Genomic DNA, 22,391 nt, shown 5'->3' with positions numbered 1-22,391 from the left:
GCTATTCCGTGCGCGGCAGGGCCTCGCGACGTGCCCATTCTGCGAGAAGTTCGTCGAGGTCGACATGGTGCATGGTAACTACCCCCGCCAGGGTTTCCCGCTCGGCAATAAAACACTCGCCGCAATGAATACCGCGCTCCTCCAGCAGCGAAACCAAAACCGGATGCGCCTGCAGCAGTACGCGCATGGGCTGGGCGAGCGCTTCTGAGCGTTCCATCTCAGCCCGCCTTGCCCAGGGCGACGATGCCATCTATCTCCACCTGCGCCCCTCGCGGCAGCGCGGCCACCTGCACCACCGCCCGTGCCGGATAGGGTATGGAAAACTCTGCCTCCATGGCCTGATTCACCTGTGCGAAATGGCCGAGATCCGTGAGGTAGACTTGAAGCTTGATGGCATCCTGCAGACGTCCGCCCGCAGCATTGCAGACCGCCTGCAGGTTATCCAGCACCTGCCGGATCTGCAGGGCGATGTCGCCCTCCACCATCTGCCCGGTGCGGGGATCCAGGGGAATCTGGCCAGAGAGATAGAGCAGGCCGCCATGCATCATACCCTGGCTGTAGGCCCCGATCGCCTGGGGTGCGGAACTGCTTTCTACTGGTACCGGCATGGATTGAACTCCCTGTTAGCCTTTGACCCGCTGTACCCGCGACACCATGGGCAAACTGCGCAAACTCCGCATGATTCTGGCCAGGTGGTCGCGGTCATGTGCCTCTATGGTAAAGGTGATGCCTGTGTAGAGTCCATCCTGCGGCTCGATATCCACATGATCGATGTTGGAATCTTCATCCGAAATCAGGGTGGCGACACGCGCCAGTACGCCACGGGCGCTTTCCGCAACCACCCGAATCGCTACCGGGAACTCGCCTTGGGCTGCGGGATCCCACTGCACGTCCACCCAGCGGTCACGGCGTTTGCGCCACTCACGGATATTGTGACAATCATGGGTATGTACCACCACACCCTTGCCGACACTGATGAAACCCAAAATCGGGTCGCCAGGGATGGGTCGACAACAGCGAGCCAGGGTCACTGGCATACCTTCCGTCCCGCGAATCAGCAAGGGCTTTTTCGTGGCCTCCTCGCGAGTGAGGCGACTTGGAAGGAGATGGCTGACGGCATGGCCCAGACGGCGGGCAGTCTGCGCCAGCCGCCCGCGATCGCTCTCCTCGGGCAGCAGCTTGTGCGCTACGACCAGCGGAAAAACCTCACCCATGCCAATGGCCGCCAGCAGTTGGCTCTCATCCTTCACGTTGAACGTCACCAGCACCCGCTGAAAATCAGTCGCTTCGATCTGCTGGAGGTCGGCACCCAGACTCTGCAACGCTTTTTCCAGCAAATTGCGGCCCAGCACTTCCGCGTCACCACGCTGAATGGTCTTGAGATAAGCGCGAACGCTACTGCGCGCCTTGCCGGTCACCACCACATCCAGCCAACCAGGTTGCGGGTGCGCCGAAGCCGCCGTGACGATTTCCACTTTATCGCCGTTGTTCAGAGGACTGCGCAGGGGCACATACATATCATTGACCCTGGCCGCCACGGCCTGGTCACCGATATCCGTATGCACGGCGTAAGCAAAATCCACCGCCGTCGCACCCCGTGGCAAGCTGAGAATTTTGCCCTTGGGGGTAAAAACATAGACCTCATCGGGAAAAAGATCGAGCTTGACGCTTTCCAGAAATTCCTGGGAATCTCCCCCCTGTATCTGCAGTTCCAGCAAACGCTGCAACCAGGCGCGCGCCTGCATTTCGGCATGCGCATTACTTGAGCCCGTCTTGTATAACCAGTGTGCCGCCACCCCCGCCTCGGCGACCCGGTGCATATCCTCGGTGCGGATCTGCACCTCTACCGGATGCCCGAAAGGGCCCAGCAGGACGGTGTGCAGAGACTGATATCCATTGGATTTCGGGATGGCGATGTAGTCTTTGAAACGTCCGGGAATCGGTCGATACAGACTGTGGACCAGGCCCAGGACGCGATAACAGGTATCCACATCAGCAACGATAATCCGGAAGGCATGGAGGTCATGGATATCACCGAAGGGCATACCCTTCTTCTGCATTTTTCTGTAGATACTGTAGACGTGTTTCTCACGGCCGCTGACCTGGGCGGCGAAACCCTCCTGCAGGAGGCGGTCCTCCAGGGCGTGCTCAATTTTCTGCACGGCTTCCTTACGGTTACCACGCGCTGCCTTTACGGCCTCATTGAGCGTGTGCCAACGCTTGGGGTAAAGATGGGAGAAGGCCAGCTCTTCCAGCTCGATGCGAATGGCATGAATACCCAGGCGTTGCGCAATGGGCGCGTAGATATCAAGGGTTTCCCGGGAAATACGCCGCCGCTTCTCCGGCGTCATCACCCCCATGGTGCGCATGTTGTGCAAGCGATCCGCCAGCTTGATCAGCACGACCCGGATGTCCCGCGACATGGCCAGAAACATTTTGCGAAAATTCTCTGCCTGTGCCTCTTCACGGGTTTCAAAACGTACCTGCCCCAGCTTACTGACCCCATCCACCATCTCCGCTACTTCCGACCCAAAGCGTTCGGTGATGTTTTCCTTGCTGATATTGCAATCCTCGATCACGTCATGAAGCAGGGCGGCCTGAATAGTGAAAATATCCAGTTGCAGCTCGGCGAGGATGCAGGCGACCGCCACGGGATGATGGATATAGGGCTCACCACTGCGCCGGGTTTGTGCGCCATGTGCGTTGGCGGCCAATTCGTAGGCATCACGCGCACGTGCCACTTCTTCCGGCGTCATGTATTGCTGAAGCAACGCCCGCAGCGGCGCGCAGGGGTCCTCCAGAGACGGAGAGACCGGCGGCAGGCGCAGCACATCGCCCACCCTTGTGGTCAGGGGCAGGGTCGGCACCATGGTGCCTAGCTCGCTTTCAGTCGCCAGCGGCATCCTCAGCTCCAGCCGCTTCGCGGTTCGCTGCACCGGGGAAGTTAGGTAATGGTGGCGGCATCTGCTCGTCCAGAATTGCCCGGCTCACCTTGCCGGCAGCCACTTCGCGCAGAGCTATGACCGTATTTTTGTCACGTCCCGGCTCCACTTCCGGCGTAGCGCCGGAGGCCAATTGCCGCGCCCGTCGCGCCGCTATCAGAGTTAATTCAAAACGATTGTCCACATGATCCAGACAATCTTCTACTGTTACTCGTGCCATCGTCTATTCACCCTTTTATCAATTTAACTGTTAACACCGAGGAGATTCTTTAATCGTTGATGCTGGGCATGCTGCTGATAACCCAGCCGCAGATGTTCCGCATGGACAATGCTCTGCAAGTCGGCTAACGCATCCTGGAAGTGGTCATTCACCACCAGATAATCAAACTCGTCATAATGCAACAGCTCTTCACGTGCTGCCGCCAACCTGCGCGCAATGACCGCCTCTGAATCCTGGCCACGGCCACGCAGACGCTCCGCCAAAGCGGCGACAGACGGCGGCAGAATAAAAATACTGACCGCCTGCCCTGGCAGTCTTTCCCGCACCTGCCGCGCACCTTGCCAGTCGATCTCCAACAGGCAGTCGGTCCCGGCGAACAGCTGACTCTTCACCCAAGGTTCACTAGTGCCATAACCATTGCCATGCACCCGGGCATACTCCAGAAACTCGCCCCGCTCCGCCATGGCCGTGAAGGTCTCCATGGGAACGAAGTGATAGTCCGTTCCGTCTGCCTCGCCCGGTCGCGGAGGCCGTGTGGTGTAAGAGACGGAGGTGCGCAATTGCGGGGTCGCCGCCACCAGCGCCCGGGCCAGACTGGTCTTTCCCGCACCGCTGGGTGCCGAAATAATCCATAGGATACCGCGTTCCGCTCCCCCCGTCATTGACTTTCACTCCACATTCTGCACCTGCTCCCGCATCTGTTCGATGAGCACTTTCAGCTCTACCGAGGCAAAGGTTACCTGGCTGTCTCCGGCCTTGGAAGCGAGGGTGTTGGCCTCGCGATTGAGTTCCTGCATGAGGAAATCGAGGCGTCGTCCCGCCGCCTCCCGCCGCTGTAAAACACGCCGTAACTCCGCCAGATGGGTGTCCAGACGGTCCAACTCCTCGGCTACATCCTGACGTTGCAAGTAGAAGAGCAACTCCTGCTCCCAGCGCCCTGCATCCACCTGCTGCGCCGAATCGTGCAAGCGGGCCTGCAAACGTTCGCGCAACGCCTTTTCCAGGTGTGGCAGGTGATCGCGCAGCGCAGCAGTCTGCCCGGCAATGGCATCCACGCGACTGAGCAGAAGTTGCGTCAGGGCGGCGCCTTCCCGCTCGCGTGCCTCCTGCAATCCGGTCAGCGCACTGTCCAGCAGCGCAAGCACTTCCGCCTCCAGCACCTCCGTATCGATGCCGGAGGCCTGCACCATGCCCGGCCAGCGCAGTACATCCCAAGGGTTGAAGGCGGTTTCTTCAAATTCCCATATATCCGCCAATTCCCCGTAAAGTCCGCGCAACTCCGTCGCCAGTGCCGTGTTGAGGCTTAACGACCCGCCGGCGGCAGGCTGAAAACGTAACCAGGCATCCACCCGGCCGCGCACCAGCGTTTTTTGCAGACGGGTCCGCACCGCTGCTTCAAGGGCGCCCAAGCCCTCGGGAAGGCGCAAACCGACGTCCAGAAAACGGTGATTTACAGTACGCAACTCCCAGGCCAGTGTGCCCCAAGCCCCACGACTTTCACAGCGGGCGAACCCGGTCATACTGCGTATCATTTTGACGGATCTCCAGCACAATCCCGCGGAAAGCGGGCTTCCTTCGGTAAAGTTAGCATACGGCCGCCCGTCCGGCGACATCCCCGCCGGCTTGCCATGTACAAAATAGGCGCAAGTCACCTTGACGCCGCCGGAATCCCGAACTAAACCTACACGGCTATATCGAAAAAACCGGGGTGCCTGACCGGAGTGGTCGACGCATCGGTTTCGCGGGCCAGGGTATCGATGTAACTACAGGAGCGTGCCACATGACAGATTCTGAAGAGATGCTGTTTGAATGGGATGAATGGAAAGCGCGGGCTGTAGCTCAGGGAGTGCCGGAGGATCTCGCCCAACTGGGCAGAAGGATCATGCGCGACGCGTACATGCAACGCTGGCCAGAGGATGTGCTGAGCGACTGCGGTTGGGATGACGATGGCTTTGCCATGCTGGCGCTGGCGCGCGCCAAACCCGCTGAGACCCGCCGCGACTGGGAGCGGTTGTATGCGCGCCATCATCGTCGGCCTGCCTGCCCGGTGGAAACAGATCTCCATCGGAGTGATAAGGCCATCGTGTCGGCTCCCGTGCCGTTACTGATTCGGCACCCCGAAGCGGGAAGCGCAAGCGCGTCGGTCTTAACACCTACGGACGCATCCGGAGCTGATGCCAGAAGATGACGGGCGGGGCAATCGCGCCGAGGTAATGGCGGCGGATCCGTCAGCCAGCGCCGACGCCTGCCGGGTTTGACGGTCACCACACCATACCGCCCAGCGAAACGCACGGGTACCGTGCCCCGGCGCAGCGCTGCCGAACCGGCGGACCTGTCGTACCGAACGTGCAGGGCAAAAGACGGCGAACCCTACCGGTATCCTGGGTGTGGTCAGGGCGATGCTCTTGGCGTCCTCCCGCCCACATGCCATCATCCAGCGATGATGCCCAATCCCCCATATCCCCCGCCCTCATGAGCGGCCACCACCCCCTGCGCAGCGTGCTCAAGGTCGGCAGTAACACTATGGTGTCACGCCTGTTGGGCTTTGCCCGCGACGTGATTCTGGCGCGACTCTTTGGCGCAGGGGAGATGGCGGATGCGTTTTTCGTGGCATTCCGCGTTCCCAACCTGTTCCGGCGCCTGTTTGGTGAGGGGGCGTTCTCCCAGTCTTTCATCCCGGTGCTGGGGGAATATCGGGCTACACGCCCGGCCAGCGAGGTCCGGGCGTTTGTCGCCGATGTGGCCGGGTGGCTGGCCCTTGCCCTGGCGATCGTTACCATCGTCGGGATGCTGGGGGCCAGCGCCGTTGTCTATGCCATCGCCCCCGGTTTCGCAGACAATCCGGACAAGTTTCACCTCACCGTAGAACTGCTGCGCATCACTTTTCCCTACCTTTTCTTTATTTCGCTGGTCGCGCTGGCCGGCGGTGTACTCAACACCTATGGACATTTTACGGTACCCGCCTTTACGCCGGTATTCCTGAACCTCAGCATCATCGCCGCAGCCGTATTCTGGGCGCCGCACCTGCAACAACCCGCCATAGCGGTGGCCTGGGGGGTGCTTATCGGCGGGGTGGCGCAGTTGCTTTTTCAACTACCCGCGCTCAGGCGGGTCGGGCACCTGCACTGGCCGCGCCTGCGGCGCCGCGATCCCGGCGTGCGCCAGCTACTGCGGTTGATGGGGCCTGCGGCCTTCGGCGCTTCGGTAGCGCAGATCAACCTGTTTCTGAACACCATCCTCGCCTCCCTGGTGGGGGCCAATGTAGTGTCCTATCTGTATTACTCCGATCGCCTGGTGGAGTTTCCCTTGGGCGTCTTCGGGGTGGCCTTGGGGACAGTCGTGCTGCCGCTGCTCTCCCGCCAGGCGGCAGAGCGTTCGCCGCGCTTCCCGCAAACGCTGGACTGGGCACTGCGTCTCACTTGGCTCATCGGACTGCCCGCTACCGTCGGCTTGCTCATTCTGGCGCAGCCCTTGCTGATCAGTCTGTTTCGTTATGGCGCCTACACGGCGGAAGATGCTCGGCAAAGCGCCTTGAGCCTCACAGGTTATGGCCTTGGTATCCTGCCGATCATTGCGGCACGGGTACTCGCACCCGCCTTCTACGCTCATCAAAATACGCGCACACCGGTGCGTTTCGCCATGATCAGCGTCGCTGTCAATATGGGTATCAGTCTTATCCTGGCCTGGCCGTTGCAGCAACTGGGTCTGGCTCTGGCGACCAGTACGGCGGCCTTGGTCAACGCCTTGATGCTCTGGCGTCGCCTGCGGCACGACGGGATTTTTCAGGCGCAGCCGGGCTGGCGAGTCTTCCTGCTGAAAACCGGAGGGTTAGCCTTGCTCATGGGGATCGTCCTGCTGTATCTGCGGGGGACACGACCCTCTGGCTGTCGCTGCCACTCTGGGAACGGCTGTTACGGGTGCTCGGCCTGGTGATTCTCGCTGCCGTTTTATACCTTATGGGTGGATGGTGGCTCGGCATCGGGGAACTGCGCGACTTATACAGACGGAGGTCTTTGCATGTCTGATTCAGATGGACACACGGAATGGCCACGACCAGGGATTTGGCCAGCGCCGCCCCCTGCTGGACGTACTGCGGGAACATCCGCCCGGTTGGGCGACGGCCAGCGAAGCTGCGGAATGATGAGGAAGAATGGGCGGACGCTGCCCCAACCTAGGGAAATCCACATTTTTAGGCTAAGATGACCGCATTTTTCAGCAGACCCGGACACACCGAAGCGCATGCATTCCTTCCTCCACCACCGCAGCAACCGCGCCGCTGACCTGCCTCAGGCGGTCAGCATCGGCAATTTCGATGGGGTGCATCGCGGCCATCAGGCGCTGCTGAAGACCATGCAGGATAGCGGCCTGCCCACCGCGGTGCTCACCTTCGAGCCCCTTCCCCGGGAGTTTTTCCGGGGTACGGACGCGCCACCACGATTGAGCAGTTTGCGCGAGAAGGTGGTGGCACTCCGCCGCAATGGGGTACAGAGCATCACCTGCCTGCCCTTCAATCAGGCGCTGGCCAACCTGCCCGCCGAGGATTTCATTGCTCAGATACTGGTCAGGCAATTGTGCTGCGGGTTGCTGAGCGTCGGTCATGACTTCCGCTTCGGGGCGAGACGGCGCGGTGATCTGGACATGCTCAGCCGCTTCGGGCGACAGTATGGGTTTTCGGTGAAAGAACAGCCCCCCTTTCTGCTCGACGGCCAACGGGTCAGCAGCACCGGCATCCGCGCCTTTCTGCAGAGCGGCGACCTGACCCATGCGGCGTCCTGGCTGGGACGTCCCTATGCCCTCTGCGGGCGGGTCGTGCATGGCGACCATCTAGGTCGGGAACTGGGCTTCCCGACCGCCAATATCCCTCTGAATCGTCGCCCGGTGCCTGTCAAAGGTATCTTTGCCGGACGCCTGTTGAGTCCGAAAGGAAACTGGATCGCCGCCGTCAGTATCGGTCTGCGCCCCACCGTCGGCGGCAAACAGATGGTACTGGAGGCCCACTGTCTGGATGCGGACAGCCCCGACCTCTACGGACAGCAGGTTTCCGTAGAACTGCACCACAAGCTGCGGGAGGAAGAGAAATATATGGATCTCGATACCCTCAAGGCGGCCATCGACAGCGACGTCGTGAACACTCGGAACTTTTTCGCCGAACATCCCCAGGACTTTGAATAATCATGGACTATAAGCAGACCCTCAACCTTCCTAAAACCGGTTTTCCCATGCAGGGAAAACTGCCGGAGCGTGAACCGGCGACTCTGGCCCGCTGGCAGGAGCATGATCTATACGGGGCGTTGCAGAAGGCGCGTGCCGCAAGCCCTGCGTTCATCCTGCATGATGGCCCGCCCTACGCCAACGGCAAGATTCATATCGGTCATGCGGTCAACAAAATACTCAAGGATATCATCAACAAAAGCAAGCTGAGCGAAGGCTTCCGGGTGCCCTATGTGCCGGGCTGGGACTGCCACGGGCTGCCCATCGAAATCCAGGTGGAAAAGGAACTGGGGCGTCCCGGCGAAAAAGTCAGTGCCCAGGCCTTCCGCAATGCCTGCCGTGCTTATGCCGAAAGCCAGATTGTCGGGCAACGGCAGGATTTCGAGCGCCTCGGCATCATCGGAGATTGGGGAAACCCATACCTGACCATGCACTTCCAGGCTGAGGCCAATATCCTGCGGGAGCTCGGTCGCCTGACCGTGAACGGCCAAGTGGTACGCGGTGCCAAGCCGGTACACTGGTGTGTGGACTGCGGCAGTGCTCTGGCGGAGGCGGAAGTGGAATATCAGGATCGCAGCGATCCTTCCATCGACGTCGCCTTCGTCGTCGCTGACGCCGCCGATCTGAGCCAACGCCTTGGCGTCGCTGAACCCATAGAGGCCAGCGTGGTGATCTGGACGACCACGCCATGGACTTTGCCCGCCAATCAGGCGGTAGCCCTGCACCCGGAATACACTTACGTATTGCTGCGCTCCGGCAACCGGCATCTGATCCTCGCCGCAGATCTGGCAGCAAGCGCCCTCGCCCGCTATGGTCACCCGGAAGCGGAGGTGCTGGCCGAGTTCGCCGGTGTGACACTGGAGGGCCTCCGCCTCAAACACCCCTTCCTGGATTATGAAGTGCCGGTCATCCTCGGTCGGCATGTGACCCTGGAGGCGGGCACCGGCTGCGTACATACTGCCCCGGCCCACGGCGCGGACGATTATGAAGCGTCCCGGCGTTATCACCTGCCGGTGGACAGCCCCGTGCTCGGCAACGGTCGTTTTCAGGACGAACTGCCGCTGGGGCTGGGAGGCATCACCGTACAGGAGGCCAATGAGCGGATCCCAGAACTCCTGCGCGGGCGCAACGCCCTGCTCCATTTCGAGAAGATCCGCCATAGTTACCCCCATTGCTGGCGCCACAAGACACCGCTACTCTTCCGTGCCACCCCTCAGTGGTTTATCAGCATGAGCGCCAATGACCTGCGTGAGAAGGCCATCGACGCCATCGACGCCACCCGGTGGATTCCCGACTGGGGCAAAGACCGCATCACCGGCATGGTCAACCAGCGTCCGGACTGGTGCATCTCCCGGCAAAGGGCCTGGGGCGTGCCCGTCGCGATCTTCTCCTGTACCCGGTGCGGCGAACCCCTACGCGATGCCGACACCTTCGAACGTATCGCCCGTGCGGTGGAAACAGGTGGGGTCGATGCCTGGTTCAACCACCCGGACGGCGATTTTCTGCCAGCGGACGCCCGCTGCGGCGGCTGCGGCCACGATCACTTTCACAAGGTCACGGACATTCTCGACGTCTGGTTCGACTCCGGCTGCACCCATGCCTTTGTACTGGAGCAGAGGCCTGAGTTGCACAGCCCCGCCGACCTTTATCTGGAAGGCTCCGATCAGCATCGCGGCTGGTTCCAGTCTTCCCTGCTGGAATCCGTCGCCAGTCGAGGAAGGGCGCCCTACCGGGCGGTGCTGACCCACGGCTTCACCGTCGATGGCGAAGGCCGGAAGATGAGCAAGTCCGTGGGCAACGTCATCGCCCCACAGACGATCATCGACCGTTACGGTGCGGACATCCTGCGGCTCTGGGTGGCATCGGAAGACTACCGCAGCGAGATCCCCATCTCTGACACCATCCTCCAGCAACTGGGCGACAGCTACCGGCGCATCCGTAATACGGCCCGCTATATGCTGGGCAATACCCACGACTTTAATCCAGCCACGGACGCCCTGCCCACGGCGGACCTGCTGGAAATGGATCGCTGGATGCTGGCCCGCACCGCGCTCCTGCAGGAAGAAATTCGTGCCGCCTACAGTGAATATCAATTCCTCCGCGTCCAGCAACGTCTGCTCCACTTTTGCTCGGTGGAGCTCGGGGGACTCTATCTGGATGTGCTGAAAGATCGCCTCTACACCACCCCCGCAGCCTCGCGGGCGCGGCGTTCGGCGCAGACGGTGCTCTGGCAGATGCTCGAAGCCATGGTGGTATGGATGGCCCCCATCCTGAGCTTCACTGCGGAAGAAATCTGGGAGGGGATGGGCAATCGCCCGTTCTCCAGCGTGTTTTTTGCGCAATATCCGGAAATACCACTGCCTGCCGACAGTGAAGTCCTGATGGGACGCTGGGAACGGCTCGGTCAGTTGCGGGACGCCGTCAACGCCGCACTGGAACCCCTGCGTCAGGGGAAAAAGATTGGCTCGGGCCTGGATGCGGAAGTCGCCCTCTACGCCAACAGCGAATGGCATGAGTTTCTTGCGCCACTCGGTGAGGAGCTGCGCTTTTTTCTGCTGAGCTCCGCGTGTGCCCTGCGCCCCTATGAAGAGCGCCAGGAGGGTTGCGACGATGCGCTTCCGGGCATCGCCATACAGGTCCTGCCCAGTGATGGCCAGAAGTGCGCACGCTGCTGGCACCACCGCCCGGACATCGGTCTCCATGCGGGGCATCCGGACATTTGCGACCGCTGTGTAGAGAATCTCGCCTTACCCGGAGAAACACGGGAGTTCTGCTGATGCTGCGCTATTTATGGTTATCGTTCGGGGTCATCCTGCTGGACCAGGGCGTCAAACTCTGGCTAAGCCATATCTGGCGGGTGGGGCAGGGCCTTGTCATCATTCCGGGGCTGCTCAATTTTCGTCTCGTCCACAACACCGGTGCCGCTTTCAGCTTCCTGGCGGGGGCCGGCGGCTGGCAACGCTGGCTGCTCATCGGCGTCGCCCTGCTGGTGGTGGCAGTCATCGTCGCCATCCTGCGTCGACTCAAGCCCGGCGCCACCTGGACCGCCATATCCCTTGCCCTGATTCTCGGCGGTGCGGTCGGCAACCTGATCGACCGGATCCGCCTCGGCTATGTGATCGATTTTATTGGCGCCCACTGGGGCAGCCTCTACTGGCCCTACTTCAACGTCGCCGACAGCGCCATCTCCATCGGTGCCGTGATACTGGTCCTCGATGCTTTCCGGCGCCGCTGATCCAGAGTAACGGCAAACCACCACCATGGGGACTTTTTGCAACAAGGATTAGGGCAGCAAAAACAACGCTGCCAGAGAACATACCCGTGCCCTGGCACATCCGCTACGGGGGATTGTCGTCCAAACGAGACAGGTTTTTGTTCCGGCGACCCGCGTAAGAACGCCGTCACCTTGTTTTTAATGGATGATTTTTGTGGCACAACTATTGCTTTATCCATTGATATTCATCACCGGAACACAATGGAGACAGACATGGACAGTACCGCCAATCTTCTGGCCGCCTTACGCCGGGTACGCAGTTTCCCGAGTTACACATCCTTTATGGCTGGCCACGAGCGGCAACGCATCAAACGCGAACTGCAAAAGCGACTACTGCGTTTACGCCGGCAGCGCCAAAGCCACAAGCTTAACCACTTTGCCACAAAGCGGCAGGAAACACCCGGCAGATTGCTACAGACCATTCTTCACTGATTAGCGCGAGACCTCTGTCCAACTCATACCCAGCCCTCCGGCTCGTTGCCCGGCCGCCACTTGATACTGCAGCCCATGCTGGGCAGCACTTCGGCCGGGGGCTGGGCACCTGCCAGCACTGCCGCCACGGCTGCAGACAGGTCTTCACCGGTCACCGGCAGATCATTCCTAGGACGACTCGCATCGAACTGACCGTGGTAGAACAGCCCGCCCGCAGCATCAAAAAGAAAAAGATCCGGCGTGCACACCGCGTTAAAAGCCTTGGCAATCTCTTGTTCTGCATCAAATAAATAGGGGAAATGATACCCGGCGCGCAAGGCTTCGGCGGGCATTTTTTCCGGCGCATCTTCCGGATAGGTTCGGGCATCGTTGCTGTTGATACCCACCACCTGCACACCCTGCTGCTGCCATTGCCGCGTCAGCTCACCCAGGCGTTTGCTGATGTGGATCACATAGGGACAGTGATTACAGATGAAAAGCACCAGCAGGGGCTTGCCCTGCGCCTGCACACTGCACCACTGCCCCGCCTGACCACCGACGGGCAGACAAAACTCGGGCAGCTTACTCCCGATGGGTAATTCTTTGGCGGTCATAGCCATGTTGGGTCTCCTTTCGAATCATCAGGCCAGTGCCGGCTGCTGCCCCCCGGGAACGGGATGGACGACGGCCTCCAAACGCCAGGATCCGTCACCCAGCAGATGCAGGCAATGCTCATGATGCCGCAACAGGCTGGAGCGGTGACCGACACTGATGATGGCGGTTTCCGGCAGTTCCTCGACAAGCATGCGGTAGAGCGCGTCCTCGGCAGGTTCATCCAGTGCCGAACTGGCCTCGTCCAAAAACACCCACTGCGGCTTTTGCAATAGAATACGGGCAAAGGCCAGACGCTGCTGCTCCCCCAGAGATAATACATGAGACCACAAACGGGCGTCATCCAGTTTGTCGGCCAACGCCTCCATGCCAACCAGATGGAGCACCTGCTGCAGGCGGGCGTCTCCGACGCCGGGCACCCCGAAGGGGTAGACCAGCACATCGCGCAAGGTACCCAGGGGCAGATACGGCTTCTGCGGCAGGAAGAGCGGGCGATCGCTCCGGGGCAGTTTCACCTCCCCCTCACCAAAAGGCCAGATACCGGCCAGAGCGCGTACCAGTGTGCTTTTGCCTCCGCCTGACGGGCCCATGATCAGCAGGCGCTCACCACGGCGCACATCCAGATCCAGGTGATGAATCAATTCCCGGCCATCGGGCAGGCGCACGTTGAGGGCCTGCACAATGAGCCGCGGACCATCCTTGCGCTCGATCTGGTAATGGGTCTCCCGGATGACCCGTACCTCGTCCATCGATTGTTCAAAAAAACGCAGACGATCGACGACCGCGTGCCAGTTGGCGAGGCTGCCATAACTGCTGACAATGAAAGACAGCGCACCCTGCACCTGGGCAAAAGCCGAGGCAATCTGCTGCAACCCACCGATACCGATGGCTTTATTGACGAAATAGGCGGGCAGGCTCACCAGAATCGGGAAAATGATCGCCACCTGACCATAACCGGACACCCACCAGTTGAGACGCATGGACCGCCAGATAATCCGCCAGTAGTTGGCATAGACGTTGGCGAACCGTTGCAGAAAGTGGTGACGCTCCTCCGTTTCCCCGCCATACAGGGCAATGCTTTCACTATTCTCCCGCAGGCGCATCATACTGAAACGGAAATCCGCCTGATAACGCTCCTGGTTGAAGTTCAGACTGATCAGCGGCCGCCCGATGAGGGCGGTGAGGATGGTCCCAAGCACCGAATAAATGACTGCCGCCCAGACCAGATAGCCGGGGATGGTATAGACACTCCCCTGCCAGGGGATGGTGATCATGGCCGACAAATTCCAAAGCATGAACACAAAGGCGGCGAGGGTCGTGGCGGAACTGAGCAGGCCTATCACGATGTTGAGTGTCTGCCCGGTGAAACTGGCCAGATCCTCGCTGATACGCTGATCCGGGTTATCGGTACCATCGCCCAGCACCTGCATATGGTAAAAGGTACTTTTGGCGAGCCAGGAATCCAGATAATGCTGCGTCAGCCAGCGTCGCCAGCGAATCTCCAGCATCTGGGTAAAAAAGGTCTGGGAGACCGCGGCGATGATATAGAGAGTGGCCAGTCCCAGAAAAATCAGCATCTGGTGCCAGGCGGCGTTCACCGCAAAGCGCTGCAGGGCGTTCCAGAACACCGCGTACCACTCCGTGATGCGATAAGAAATAAACACCATGAACAGATTGAGGAGAATGATGAAGGCAAAGACCCCGCGCGCCACCCAACGCTCCTCGGAGTGCCACCAGTAAGGTTTGACCATCCGCCACAGGTCACGAAAGAATGCTCCGTTAAACTGCTTCATGCACCATCTCCAAAGAAGTCCTGTTCAGCATTCATGCGCTCCTCATCTGACAACATCTGCCAACGCCCGCTACCGCAAATTTTACCCGTCCTCGGGCAATCACCACCGCCCGTAAAGCCCGAGAGGATAGCATGGGGCTCCCCAGACAGGTATAAAAAGCCCGCCCAGCCATCCGTGGTCTTTTGCCGCGGATGCGCTTTGAAGACACTCAAATTGGTAAGCCGGCCTGTTTGCCCAGGGCAAAACGGGGAGCACTGCGCTGCGGTGGATCCTGTCACCCTTCAGCAGGGTTACACGGGCATTGCCTGTCAGGCGCCGTAAAATGCCGGATGAGCGTGCCTCAAGGCGGGCAAATTACTGCGGCAACGCTGCAAAAACTCTCCGTCCGCCTGGGCCAGCGCGACCCCCTCGCCCTGATCCAGACGGGCCAGGACCTGCCCCCAGGGGTCGACAATCATACTGCCGCCAAAGGTCTGGCGGCCATTCTCGTGCAAACCACCCTGGTCGGCGGCAAGCACATACGCCTGGTTCTCGATGGCGCGGGTTCGCAGCAGACACTCCCAGTGCGCGGCACCGGTCTGCCTGGTAAAGGCGCTGGGGACGACGAGCAGTTCGGCTCCAGCGTAGCTGCGGTACAACTCCGGGAAACGCAGGTCATAGCAAATGGAGAGACCTAGCCGCCCCCAGGGCGTGGCCACGGCCACCGGACTGCTGCCGGGGGCGATGGTACGAGACTCCCGGTAACTTTCGCCGCCCGCCAGATCGACGTCAAAGAGGTGCATCTTGTCATAACGTGCCCGGCGCTGTCCGGTCGGGTCGAAAACCAGGCAGGCGGCATAACAGCGTCCGTCAGCGGCGGCCAGAGGCATACTGCCCCCGACCAGCCATAAGCCCAGGCGCTGTGCCTGTGCCGCCAGCCAGGACTGGATCGGGCCATCCCCATCCTTCTCCATGATGGCCAGTTTGGCATTTTCATCGCGCCCCATCAGGGCAAAATTTTCGGGCAGGAGCGCCAGCTCCGCGCCACCCGCCGCCGCCTCCCCCAGCAGGGATCCGGCGCGGGCGAGGTTATCCGCCACGACATCCGAGGACACCATCTGCACTACGGCAACCCGCACCTTCATGGTCTCAGTCCTTCCCGGCCGTGGCCGGTGCATGCACCTCGTGCACCTCGGGGTGCCCCCAGGGTCCGTCAACCTGATAATGCCATTCTAACACCTTACCCGATTTCCCAAAGAGGGCGGGGCCCAGTATGGGAAAACTCCCGAGGAGCAGGTCGAAACTCTGCAACGGGTAGACTTGCAGTTCCATATTCAGGGACTGATGCGCCAGATCGATGGCGCCGCGCCCTGTCATTTCCAGAGCGCTGGATTCAAGAAGCATATTGCGGGTACGGGCGACACCATGGTGTATCTGAAAATCGGCAAAAAGCTTCGAAAAGAACAGTCCTCTGCCAAAGAGCGGGCGATAATCAAAGGTGATCACATCTTTGAACAATGTGGTGGGATTGAGAAATACGAGCCAGGAAATATCTGCACCGAGTTGCCGGAGGCGACCATTCCACAGCTTCGACTGGATATTGCCGCTGAGGTGCGCCACCGAAAAATCCCAGGGCGCGCCCGGCCAGGACAGTTGTCCCGCATAATCGGCGCGACCGTAGTCCAGGGTCTCCATGCCGATGTCCTGCAGAACGGGGGCAATATTGTCGCTGCGGACTTTCCCCTGAAAGGCCGACTGACCTGCCCCTGCGCCCTGCCACGATCCCTTGAAATCCCATCGGCTGTCTGCCCAGTCGCCTTTGATCATGGCGATCTTCCAGCCCGTCGCCGATCGCCCGGCATCCAGCAGCACGTCCTGCACCTTGTGGCCACGCCAATCGAGTTGGGCGATATGCGCGTGGAGCGCCAGCGGGCTGCCAGTTGCTCCCCCCAGCGTCTGCGGAAAACCGGAGGGCGGAACTTTGGGAGATGACGGCGCCGCGATGCTTAATTTCTGGATATCCAGGCGCAATTGCGCCGAACCCGCCGGCGGTACCGCGCGCGTATATTGCAGGGCACCCGCTATCTGGGGACCGGTCAATTGCAGATGCAGCTTCTCCGCCGCAGCCTGACCGCGCATCCGCACGTCCGGCCAATCCTGTTCAAAAAGCAGCAGGTGCCGCCAATGCAGGTCGATGCGGATTTCCGGCCATGTACCACGATCCTTTTCGCTCTTCAGCAGACTCAGCCACGGCCATACAGCAAAGCTGTTGCCACTGCCCTGAAGAGAAAATCCGGTCTTGGGCAGCGGTGGCGTGGTTCCCCCACCCAGGCGTGCGGCTCCTGCCTGCCATCGCCAGACCGATGGCCCCCGCTGCCAGGCCAGGGCGGCAGACCCCACCGGCAGTCTCAAATCGGCCTGCAGATGACGGGTCACATCCCCCTGACCCCGGAAGGTCAGGTTTCCGCCCTTGCCCGATGCCCAGCTCAAAGGCTGCGGCAAGGCACTGCGCGTCTGGCCCAAATCCGCACCACCCCTGAAACGTAACTCGTTGTTCAGCAAAGTACCACTGCCTTGGTATGGCACAGCACCACGGAAAGCCGCGCGCCAGGGCTGCGGCACGGGCAGATCCACCGCCTGCAATGCACCCCGCAGCGAAAAATCCAGCCGCGGCGCGGTTTCCAGTTGACTGGCCCGTAAACTCGCCTGCACCGGGCCACCGGCAAAAATGCCGTTCAACGCACCGGCCTGAATTTTGTCCCGCTGGAAATAAACTGGTCCCTGCAAACCCGTGGCCCGCCAGGCGTCCCAGCCGACCCCCATGTCACGGACATCGACCCGGCCATTCACCGCAGTCTTTTCCGGCCCGAAAGGGATGCTGAGGGCCAATTGCAATTGCCCCTGACCCGTCAGGCGCAGGGGGATATCCGCCACGGACTTGCCTTCCAGTACGGGGGTTGCGCGCAAAAAAGGCAGCACTTTTTCAAGCGCGACCGGCGTATTCACCGTGATCTGCAACGGCGAGGTATGCGGCGCGAACAGATGGTCCAGATCGGCACTGGCGGAAGCCACCGGCACCCCGAAAATGTCACCCTGGTGACTCCGGACGGAAAGGTGGTCTCCCCTCCAGAGGAGTTGTGCGTTCATCCGCGATGCCACTGGCCAGTGCGGGGCATAACGCAGCGTGACGTGGCGAAAATCGGCCCGCAGGGAAAAATGCTCACCCGGCGCCTGGCGCGGCAGGTGGTTCCATGGCCCCTGCCATTGCAGATCGGCATGCTGCACGGATCCCGCCTGAAAGGCCTGCAACAGCCACTGGCGCAGGGCCGGGCTGATGCCGGTCCGGGGTACGAAATCAGCTATCGCCGTCGCCGGCATATCGTTGAGCCGGGCTCTCAGGCGCAGTTCCCGCCCTTGCACCGCCACCCTGGCATGCAGGTGACCAGGCCCCTGTAGCACGATGGGATCGGCCCGAATCGACCAGTCGGTACCGGCTTTCTGGGCAACGATCCGGGCGGACACTTCACGCAGGCGCAGCGGTGCCGCGAAACGTTGCGGCCAATCCAGCGTGAACTGCCGGCTCGCTAGATGAAACTGCAAGGCTTCTGGACGAAGGCTGACATCACCGCTGAGACCCTGCACGCCAAACCAGTTTCCATGGGGCGAGACGGCGACGTCACGCAGCACCGCCTGAAGCTGCCAGGCCGCAGCCTGGTGTCCAGTACCGCGGGAGCGGAAGTGCAGGTTGCGCAAGCTGCCCCGCCACTGTTGCCGGGGTATCCAGCGCAATGAAGCGGGCAGGGCCGTTTCCGGCACGCTCCGGAGGAGTGCGGCGGGAAGCAGCGGCGCCTCAATCTGCCATTGCAGGCGACGGCGCCAGTCGAGTCCCAATCGCGCGGCCAGGGGTTGTGCAGCAAGCCCTGTTACGTCGGCAAGCTGCAATGTTCCGGAGGAACCCGTTCCATTCCAGCCCAAGCGGCCATGGATTTGTGTCCCCTGTCTGGCGTCCAGTCCGGCGTCGTGCAGGACAAATTGCCCGCTGACCAGGCGCGGCACGCCATAACGCCACTGCAGATACCCGTGGCTGCTCATGCTTCCGGTCAACGCCGGCAGATGCGTATCCAATGGATGGAGCCAGGACAAAGGCAACGACTCCAACACCCACTTACCGCTGCCCGAGGAGCGTCCCGGACGCGTGAAGATGCCGCGCACTGCGCCGGTGTAACGCAACAGACCCTGGGGTGACCAGCGCACCTGCACCTGCATCTGCGGGCGCAAACCGCCACTGCTCTGCCACTGTACATGCAGGGGGACAGGGTTGGCCTGAGGCTGGGAGCGCCATTGCACGGTCAGGTGTCGGACATCCACATGTGCCCAGTTCAGATCCAGTGGCAGCGCCCTTCCACTGGGTCCTGGCTTCTGCCCGGCCACCCGCCAGCCATCGGCGGTTTGAACGACAGACACCACCCCGTCTGCCACGCTAAAATACTGGGCTACCCAGTCCCCCCAAAGCAGGGGCAAGGCGAAAAGGCGCAGATGCACCCCTTGCAGCGTCAGTTCGGGCCGGGACGGCGTACCCACCCGCAACGCCGCCAGTTCCAGCGATGGTCCCCAATTCCAGCCCAGGTGCATGCCCTGTACCGACACCGGCGCTCCCAAAGACCGCGACAAAAACTGTGAAACGTAGGGCCGCAGAAGATCAAGCCGGGGAACCACCAGGAGATAAAAAGCCCCTGCCAGCAATACCAGCAGCGTCGGCACGACGGCCAGCAACCAACCTCCGAAACGGCGGAGACCGGCAAGGATCAGGCGCAAACGCGACAAGGCACGCCCCTCCCGGGAATCCGGAGCATCAATCAATCCGTCCGGTCAACGCCGGTAAACAACCATGAGGTAATGAACATGCTCCCTGCTACGATATTTTCTGCTGTGTTACCATCCGCGTCACACTCACTCGCGCGATATTGGGCAAAATCCTAGCACAAAAACGCCGCATCGCCCTATGCGGATTGCAAAACGGGGATGAGTTACACTCCCCATGTACAGAGCGAGAGGCCCCTCCGGAGGGAGCGCGGTATGCCAGCGTCCGATTTACCCGCAGAGATCCTACAGGCCATCCGCCAATCCCCCATGGAAGCGGAGGCCATCGCCGCATCACTTGCGGCGATCTGGCCCGCTCTTTCCGGGGAAGAACAGGCCGAACTCGTCCGCCTTGGTCCTTCTTTTGCCCGACATCTGGTGCGGATAGCCTGCGTCAGCACCTTTGCACGGCACCTTCTGCAGCGCCATCCGGGCTGGTTGCCGCACCTCGCGCGGCGGGAAGGACACGCCCTTATGCCCGTCGGAGCGGTCCCGGTCGATACCTTCCTCGCCGGACTGCGGGAGTACCGCAATGCGCGCATGGTGGAAATCATCTGGCAGGATCGTCAACCCGGAGAGCATTACCCGGAAACGGTAGCCGCCCTCAGCGCGCTGGCCGAAACCTGCCTGCAACACGCCTACGATTACGGCGTGCAGACGCTGCGCCAACGCCATGGCATCCCCCGCAACAAGAACGGCCTGGAAGTGCCTTTCACCATCCTCGGCATGGGCAAACTGGGCGGGCGGGAGCTCAATCTTTCCTCAGACATCGACCTCATTTTCTGCCACGGTGGAGGCGGTGAGACAGACGGCCCCGGCGCCATCGACAATAGCGAGTATTTCCTGCGCCTCGGCCGCTGGCTGATTCAGGCTCTCGACCAGCGCACCGCAGATGGCTTCTGTTTCCGCATCGACATGCGCCTGCGCCCCTTCGGCGATGCCGGCCCACTCTGCATCTCCGCCGCGGCCATGGAGCAATACTACCAGGTGCATGGACGCGGCTGGGAGCGCTACGCGTTCATCAAGGCGCGCCCCGTCGCGGGTGACGTCGCCTTTGGCCAATCCCTCCTCGACACCCTGCGCCCCTTTGTCTATCGCCGCTACCTGGACTACACCGCCCTCGCCGGCCTACGGGAAGTCAAAGCCCTCATGGATGCGGAACAGGCAGGCAGCGGCAACGACATCAAAAAAGGCCGTGGCGGCATCCGCGAAATCGAGTTTGTCTGCCAGTCACTGCAAATCATCCACGGTGGCCGCCAGCCTGCCCTGCGCAGCACCAACACCCTGGACACCCTCGCGGCTATCGCCCAAGCCGAACTCCTGCCCGCTGAGGACATCGGCCTGCTCCGCCACGCCTATCTTTTCCTGCGTAACATCGAACACTGCCTGCAAATGGTCGATGATCAGCAGACCCAGCAACTACCAAAAAGCGAAACGGAATGGCAGCGCCTGGCCTGCGCTATGGGTTTTATGGATGTGGCAGCCCTGCGTGCGACCCTGAGCGAACTCCGCCTGCAGACCCACACGATCTTCCAGCGCACACTGGCGCCGAAGCCCACACCACATTCGCCTGCAGAGGACAACGCCAACCGACTCTGGCAATTCGCCCAGACCGGTGCCATGGAAGCGGCGCCCGGCGACCTGCTCCAAGTCCTGCACTTTGCCGCCCCGGAAACCGCGTGGACGAGCCTGTGGCGCTTTGCCCACAGCCGCGATGTGGCCAGCCGTCTCTCCACGGAAGGACGGCAACGGCTCAACCGCCTGCTCCCTCTGATCCTCGACCTGTGCAGCACACAGCCAGACACCGACGCCTTGTTACAGCGCTTCCTGACCCTCATCGAGGCCGTTCTCGGGCGTGCCAACTACCTCGCGCTGCTCGCCGAGAACCCGCCCTATCTCGTCCGCATCGCGCGGTTACTGCACAGTCCCTGGCTGGCACAGGAACTGGCACGCTTCCCCATCCTGCTGGATGACGTGCTCAGCGATACGCCTGTCAGTCCTGAGCACTGGCCACAAACCCTCGCGGCACAATTACAGCTCGCAGCAGATATGGAAGAGCGCATGGATGCACTGCGCCGCTTCAAAAATGCGGAAGTTCTGCGTCTCGCCGCCGTCTTCTGGACAAAGCAGATGCCCGTGGAAACCTTGCTATCCCAACTCAGCGGGCTCGCCCGGCTTACCCTGCAAACCGCGCTGGACTGGGCCGAAGCAGAGATGCAGCGTCGCCACGGCAACGTGCGCGCCGGCAACGGCCAAGTAGCCCGCTTCGCGGTCATCGCCTTCGGGAAGCTGGGTGGCCAGGAAATGGGGTTCGCCTCCGACCTCGACCTCGTCTATCTGTACGATGCCCCCCTCGATGCCGAAAGTGATGGTCCCGCCCCGATCCCGGCCCCCACTTGGTTCGCCCGCCTCGGACAAAGGCTCATCCACATCCTCAGCACCCTCACCCGCGCCGGATTGCTCTATCAAATCGACATGCGCCTGCGCCCCAGCGGTCAATCCGGCCCTCTGGTCACCACGCTGGATGCGTTCAGCCGCTATCAGCGCGAATCGGCTTGGACCTGGGAACATCAGGCCCTCACCCGCGCCCGCTGGGTCGCAGGGGATGCCGAACTCGGCGCTCGTTTCGCGGACCTGCGCACAGAAATCCTTGGCCGGCCACGCGACTCCGGGCAACTGAGAGAAGATATCCGCAGCATGCGGCGGCGCATTTACCAGAGCAAAAGCATCGCCCGGGACACCTTTCATCTGAAACTCAGCCCGGGCGGCCTCACGGATATCGAGTTTCTCGTACAATTTGCTATGCTAGGGGCCTGTTCGCAGCAGCCCGTCCTGTGCCAGGGTATCGGGACAGCCGCTGGCATAGCCGCACTGACCCGCGTCGGCACCTGGGGCACGGAGCAGGGCGTTGCGCTCGGACAGGCTTGGCATCTGTACCGAGAGATGGAAAACCGACGCTGGCTGGGCTTACAGGATCCCGTCGTCCGTGCCGCGGAAATCCCCGACTGGGATATGCTGCAAGCCGCCGCGCACGGGGTGCGAAAGATTTGGCAGGAACTCATTGGCAGTTATACCGATTAAGGAGATGT

17 protein-coding genes are annotated in these 22,391 nt (G+C 61.3%); 7 read left to right on the top strand and 10 right to left on the bottom strand.

Annotated features, from left to right (window positions below; all coding sequences use genetic code 11):
* Position 1 precedes the first annotated feature (1 nt).
* Genes AFERRID_RS08940 through AFERRID_RS08915 form a run of 6 tightly spaced genes read right to left on the bottom strand, consistent with a single transcriptional unit; the run spans position 2 to position 4,694 of the window.
* Positions 2–217 carry a DUF1858 domain-containing protein gene (locus AFERRID_RS08940; RefSeq protein ID WP_113526813.1) on the bottom strand — a complete coding sequence of 72 codons (216 nt, stop codon included), beginning with the start codon at positions 215–217 and terminating at the stop codon, positions 2–4.
* 1 nt (position 218) lies between these two features.
* A complete protein-coding gene (locus AFERRID_RS08935; protein WP_113526814.1) occupies positions 219–608 on the bottom strand; it encodes a Rid family detoxifying hydrolase in 390 nt (129 codons plus the stop codon).
* Between the two features lie 15 nt (positions 609–623).
* A complete protein-coding gene (locus AFERRID_RS08930; RefSeq protein WP_172959357.1) occupies positions 624–2,903 on the bottom strand; it encodes a RelA/SpoT family protein in 2,280 nt (759 codons plus the stop codon).
* Complete coding sequence (gene rpoZ / locus AFERRID_RS15985; RefSeq protein ID WP_113526815.1) at positions 2,887–3,162, bottom strand: DNA-directed RNA polymerase subunit omega; 276 nt, start codon at positions 3,160–3,162, stop codon at positions 2,887–2,889. Before rpoZ ends, AFERRID_RS08930 begins: the two co-directional genes overlap by 17 nt.
* A 23-nt stretch (positions 3,163–3,185) precedes the next feature.
* Positions 3,186–3,824 carry a guanylate kinase gene (gene gmk, locus AFERRID_RS08920; RefSeq protein ID WP_113526816.1) on the bottom strand — a complete coding sequence of 213 codons (639 nt, stop codon included), beginning with the start codon at positions 3,822–3,824 and terminating at the stop codon, positions 3,186–3,188.
* Between the two features lie 6 nt (positions 3,825–3,830).
* Entirely contained in the window at positions 3,831–4,694 is an 864-nt protein-coding gene (locus AFERRID_RS08915) for a YicC/YloC family endoribonuclease (RefSeq protein WP_113526817.1), read from the bottom strand.
* Between the two features lie 248 nt (positions 4,695–4,942).
* Here AFERRID_RS08915 and AFERRID_RS08910 point away from each other — a divergent pair, with 248 nt between their 5' ends.
* The 6 genes from AFERRID_RS08910 (at position 4,943) to AFERRID_RS08880 (ending at position 12,079) form a co-directional block, all read left to right on the top strand.
* Positions 4,943–5,350: a hypothetical protein gene (locus AFERRID_RS08910; protein ID WP_225981928.1), complete on the top strand. Its 408-nt coding sequence runs from the start codon at positions 4,943–4,945 to the stop codon at positions 5,348–5,350.
* Between the two features lie 236 nt (positions 5,351–5,586).
* Positions 5,587–7,095, top strand: a complete 1,509-nt coding sequence (murJ, locus tag AFERRID_RS08905; protein ID WP_232027445.1) for a murein biosynthesis integral membrane protein MurJ — start codon at positions 5,587–5,589, stop codon at positions 7,093–7,095.
* A gap of 306 nt (positions 7,096–7,401) precedes the next feature.
* Entirely contained in the window at positions 7,402–8,334 is a 933-nt protein-coding gene (locus AFERRID_RS08895; protein WP_126604971.1) for a bifunctional riboflavin kinase/FAD synthetase, read from the top strand.
* A 2-nt stretch (positions 8,335–8,336) separates the two neighbouring features.
* On the top strand, positions 8,337–11,150 hold the full coding sequence (ileS, locus tag AFERRID_RS08890; protein ID WP_126604970.1) for an isoleucine--tRNA ligase: 2,814 nt from the start codon (positions 8,337–8,339) through the stop codon (positions 11,148–11,150).
* Positions 11,150–11,608, top strand: a complete 459-nt coding sequence (gene lspA / locus AFERRID_RS08885; RefSeq protein WP_113526820.1) for a signal peptidase II — start codon at positions 11,150–11,152, stop codon at positions 11,606–11,608. The genes ileS and lspA overlap by 1 nt, the downstream gene beginning before the upstream one ends.
* Before the next feature lie 252 nt (positions 11,609–11,860).
* Positions 11,861–12,079, top strand: a complete 219-nt coding sequence (locus tag AFERRID_RS08880; protein WP_113526821.1) for a hypothetical protein — start codon at positions 11,861–11,863, stop codon at positions 12,077–12,079.
* Positions 12,080–12,102: 23 nt separating this feature from the next.
* Here AFERRID_RS08880 and AFERRID_RS08875 read toward each other — a convergent pair whose 3' ends face one another.
* The 4 genes from AFERRID_RS08875 to AFERRID_RS08860 form a co-directional block, all read right to left on the bottom strand.
* Positions 12,103–12,678 (bottom strand): thioredoxin family protein, encoded by a 576-nt coding sequence (locus tag AFERRID_RS08875; protein ID WP_113526822.1) that lies wholly within the window; start codon positions 12,676–12,678, stop codon positions 12,103–12,105.
* Positions 12,679–12,699: 21 nt separating this feature from the next.
* Positions 12,700–14,463 (bottom strand): ABC transporter ATP-binding protein/permease, encoded by a 1,764-nt coding sequence (locus AFERRID_RS08870; protein ID WP_113526823.1) that lies wholly within the window; start codon positions 14,461–14,463, stop codon positions 12,700–12,702.
* A 308-nt stretch (positions 14,464–14,771) separates the two neighbouring features.
* Positions 14,772–15,587, bottom strand: a complete 816-nt coding sequence (locus AFERRID_RS08865) for a carbon-nitrogen hydrolase family protein (RefSeq protein ID WP_126604968.1) — start codon at positions 15,585–15,587, stop codon at positions 14,772–14,774.
* A 4-nt stretch (positions 15,588–15,591) separates the two neighbouring features.
* Positions 15,592–19,266: a YhdP family phospholipid transporter gene (locus tag AFERRID_RS08860; protein WP_126604966.1), complete on the bottom strand. Its 3,675-nt coding sequence runs from the start codon at positions 19,264–19,266 to the stop codon at positions 15,592–15,594.
* Between the two features lie 252 nt (positions 19,267–19,518).
* Here AFERRID_RS08860 and glnE point away from each other — a divergent pair, with 252 nt between their 5' ends.
* Positions 19,519–22,383 (top strand): bifunctional [glutamate--ammonia ligase]-adenylyl-L-tyrosine phosphorylase/[glutamate--ammonia-ligase] adenylyltransferase, encoded by a 2,865-nt coding sequence (gene glnE, locus AFERRID_RS08855; protein ID WP_113526826.1) that lies wholly within the window; start codon positions 19,519–19,521, stop codon positions 22,381–22,383.
* The last annotated feature ends 8 nt before the right edge of the window (positions 22,384–22,391 follow it).

The organism is Acidithiobacillus ferridurans (assembly GCF_003966655.1).
Taxonomy (GTDB): Bacteria; Pseudomonadota; Gammaproteobacteria; order Acidithiobacillales; family Acidithiobacillaceae; genus Acidithiobacillus; species Acidithiobacillus ferridurans.
Note: the sequence above shows the minus strand (reverse complement) of the source record. Positions and strands in the feature narration are given on the sequence as shown.

Excerpts from the sequence above, each read along its gene's own strand:
- AFERRID_RS08880 (WP_113526821.1), top strand. The coding sequence starts at position 11,861 with ATGGACAGTACCGCCAATCTTCTGGCCGCCTTACGCCGGGTACGCAGT.
- AFERRID_RS08940 (WP_113526813.1), bottom strand. The coding sequence starts at position 217 with ATGGAACGCTCAGAAGCGCTCGCCCAGCCCATGCGCGTACTGCTGCAG.
- ileS (WP_126604970.1), top strand. The coding sequence starts at position 8,337 with ATGGACTATAAGCAGACCCTCAACCTTCCTAAAACCGGTTTTCCCATG.
- rpoZ (WP_113526815.1), bottom strand. The coding sequence starts at position 3,162 with ATGGCACGAGTAACAGTAGAAGATTGTCTGGATCATGTGGACAATCGT.
- AFERRID_RS08865 (WP_126604968.1), bottom strand. The coding sequence starts at position 15,587 with ATGAAGGTGCGGGTTGCCGTAGTGCAGATGGTGTCCTCGGATGTCGTG.
- murJ (WP_232027445.1), top strand. The coding sequence starts at position 5,587 with ATGCCATCATCCAGCGATGATGCCCAATCCCCCATATCCCCCGCCCTC.
- AFERRID_RS08875 (WP_113526822.1), bottom strand. The coding sequence starts at position 12,678 with ATGGCTATGACCGCCAAAGAATTACCCATCGGGAGTAAGCTGCCCGAG.
- AFERRID_RS08930 (WP_172959357.1), bottom strand. The coding sequence starts at position 2,903 with ATGCCGCTGGCGACTGAAAGCGAGCTAGGCACCATGGTGCCGACCCTG.
- AFERRID_RS08915 (WP_113526817.1), bottom strand. The coding sequence starts at position 4,694 with ATGATACGCAGTATGACCGGGTTCGCCCGCTGTGAAAGTCGTGGGGCT.
- glnE (WP_113526826.1), top strand. The coding sequence starts at position 19,519 with ATGCCAGCGTCCGATTTACCCGCAGAGATCCTACAGGCCATCCGCCAA.
- AFERRID_RS08910 (WP_225981928.1), top strand. The coding sequence starts at position 4,943 with ATGACAGATTCTGAAGAGATGCTGTTTGAATGGGATGAATGGAAAGCG.
- AFERRID_RS08935 (WP_113526814.1), bottom strand. The coding sequence starts at position 608 with ATGCCGGTACCAGTAGAAAGCAGTTCCGCACCCCAGGCGATCGGGGCC.
- lspA (WP_113526820.1), top strand. The coding sequence starts at position 11,150 with ATGCTGCGCTATTTATGGTTATCGTTCGGGGTCATCCTGCTGGACCAG.
- gmk (WP_113526816.1), bottom strand. The coding sequence starts at position 3,824 with ATGACGGGGGGAGCGGAACGCGGTATCCTATGGATTATTTCGGCACCC.
- AFERRID_RS08895 (WP_126604971.1), top strand. The coding sequence starts at position 7,402 with ATGCATTCCTTCCTCCACCACCGCAGCAACCGCGCCGCTGACCTGCCT.
- AFERRID_RS08870 (WP_113526823.1), bottom strand. The coding sequence starts at position 14,463 with ATGAAGCAGTTTAACGGAGCATTCTTTCGTGACCTGTGGCGGATGGTC.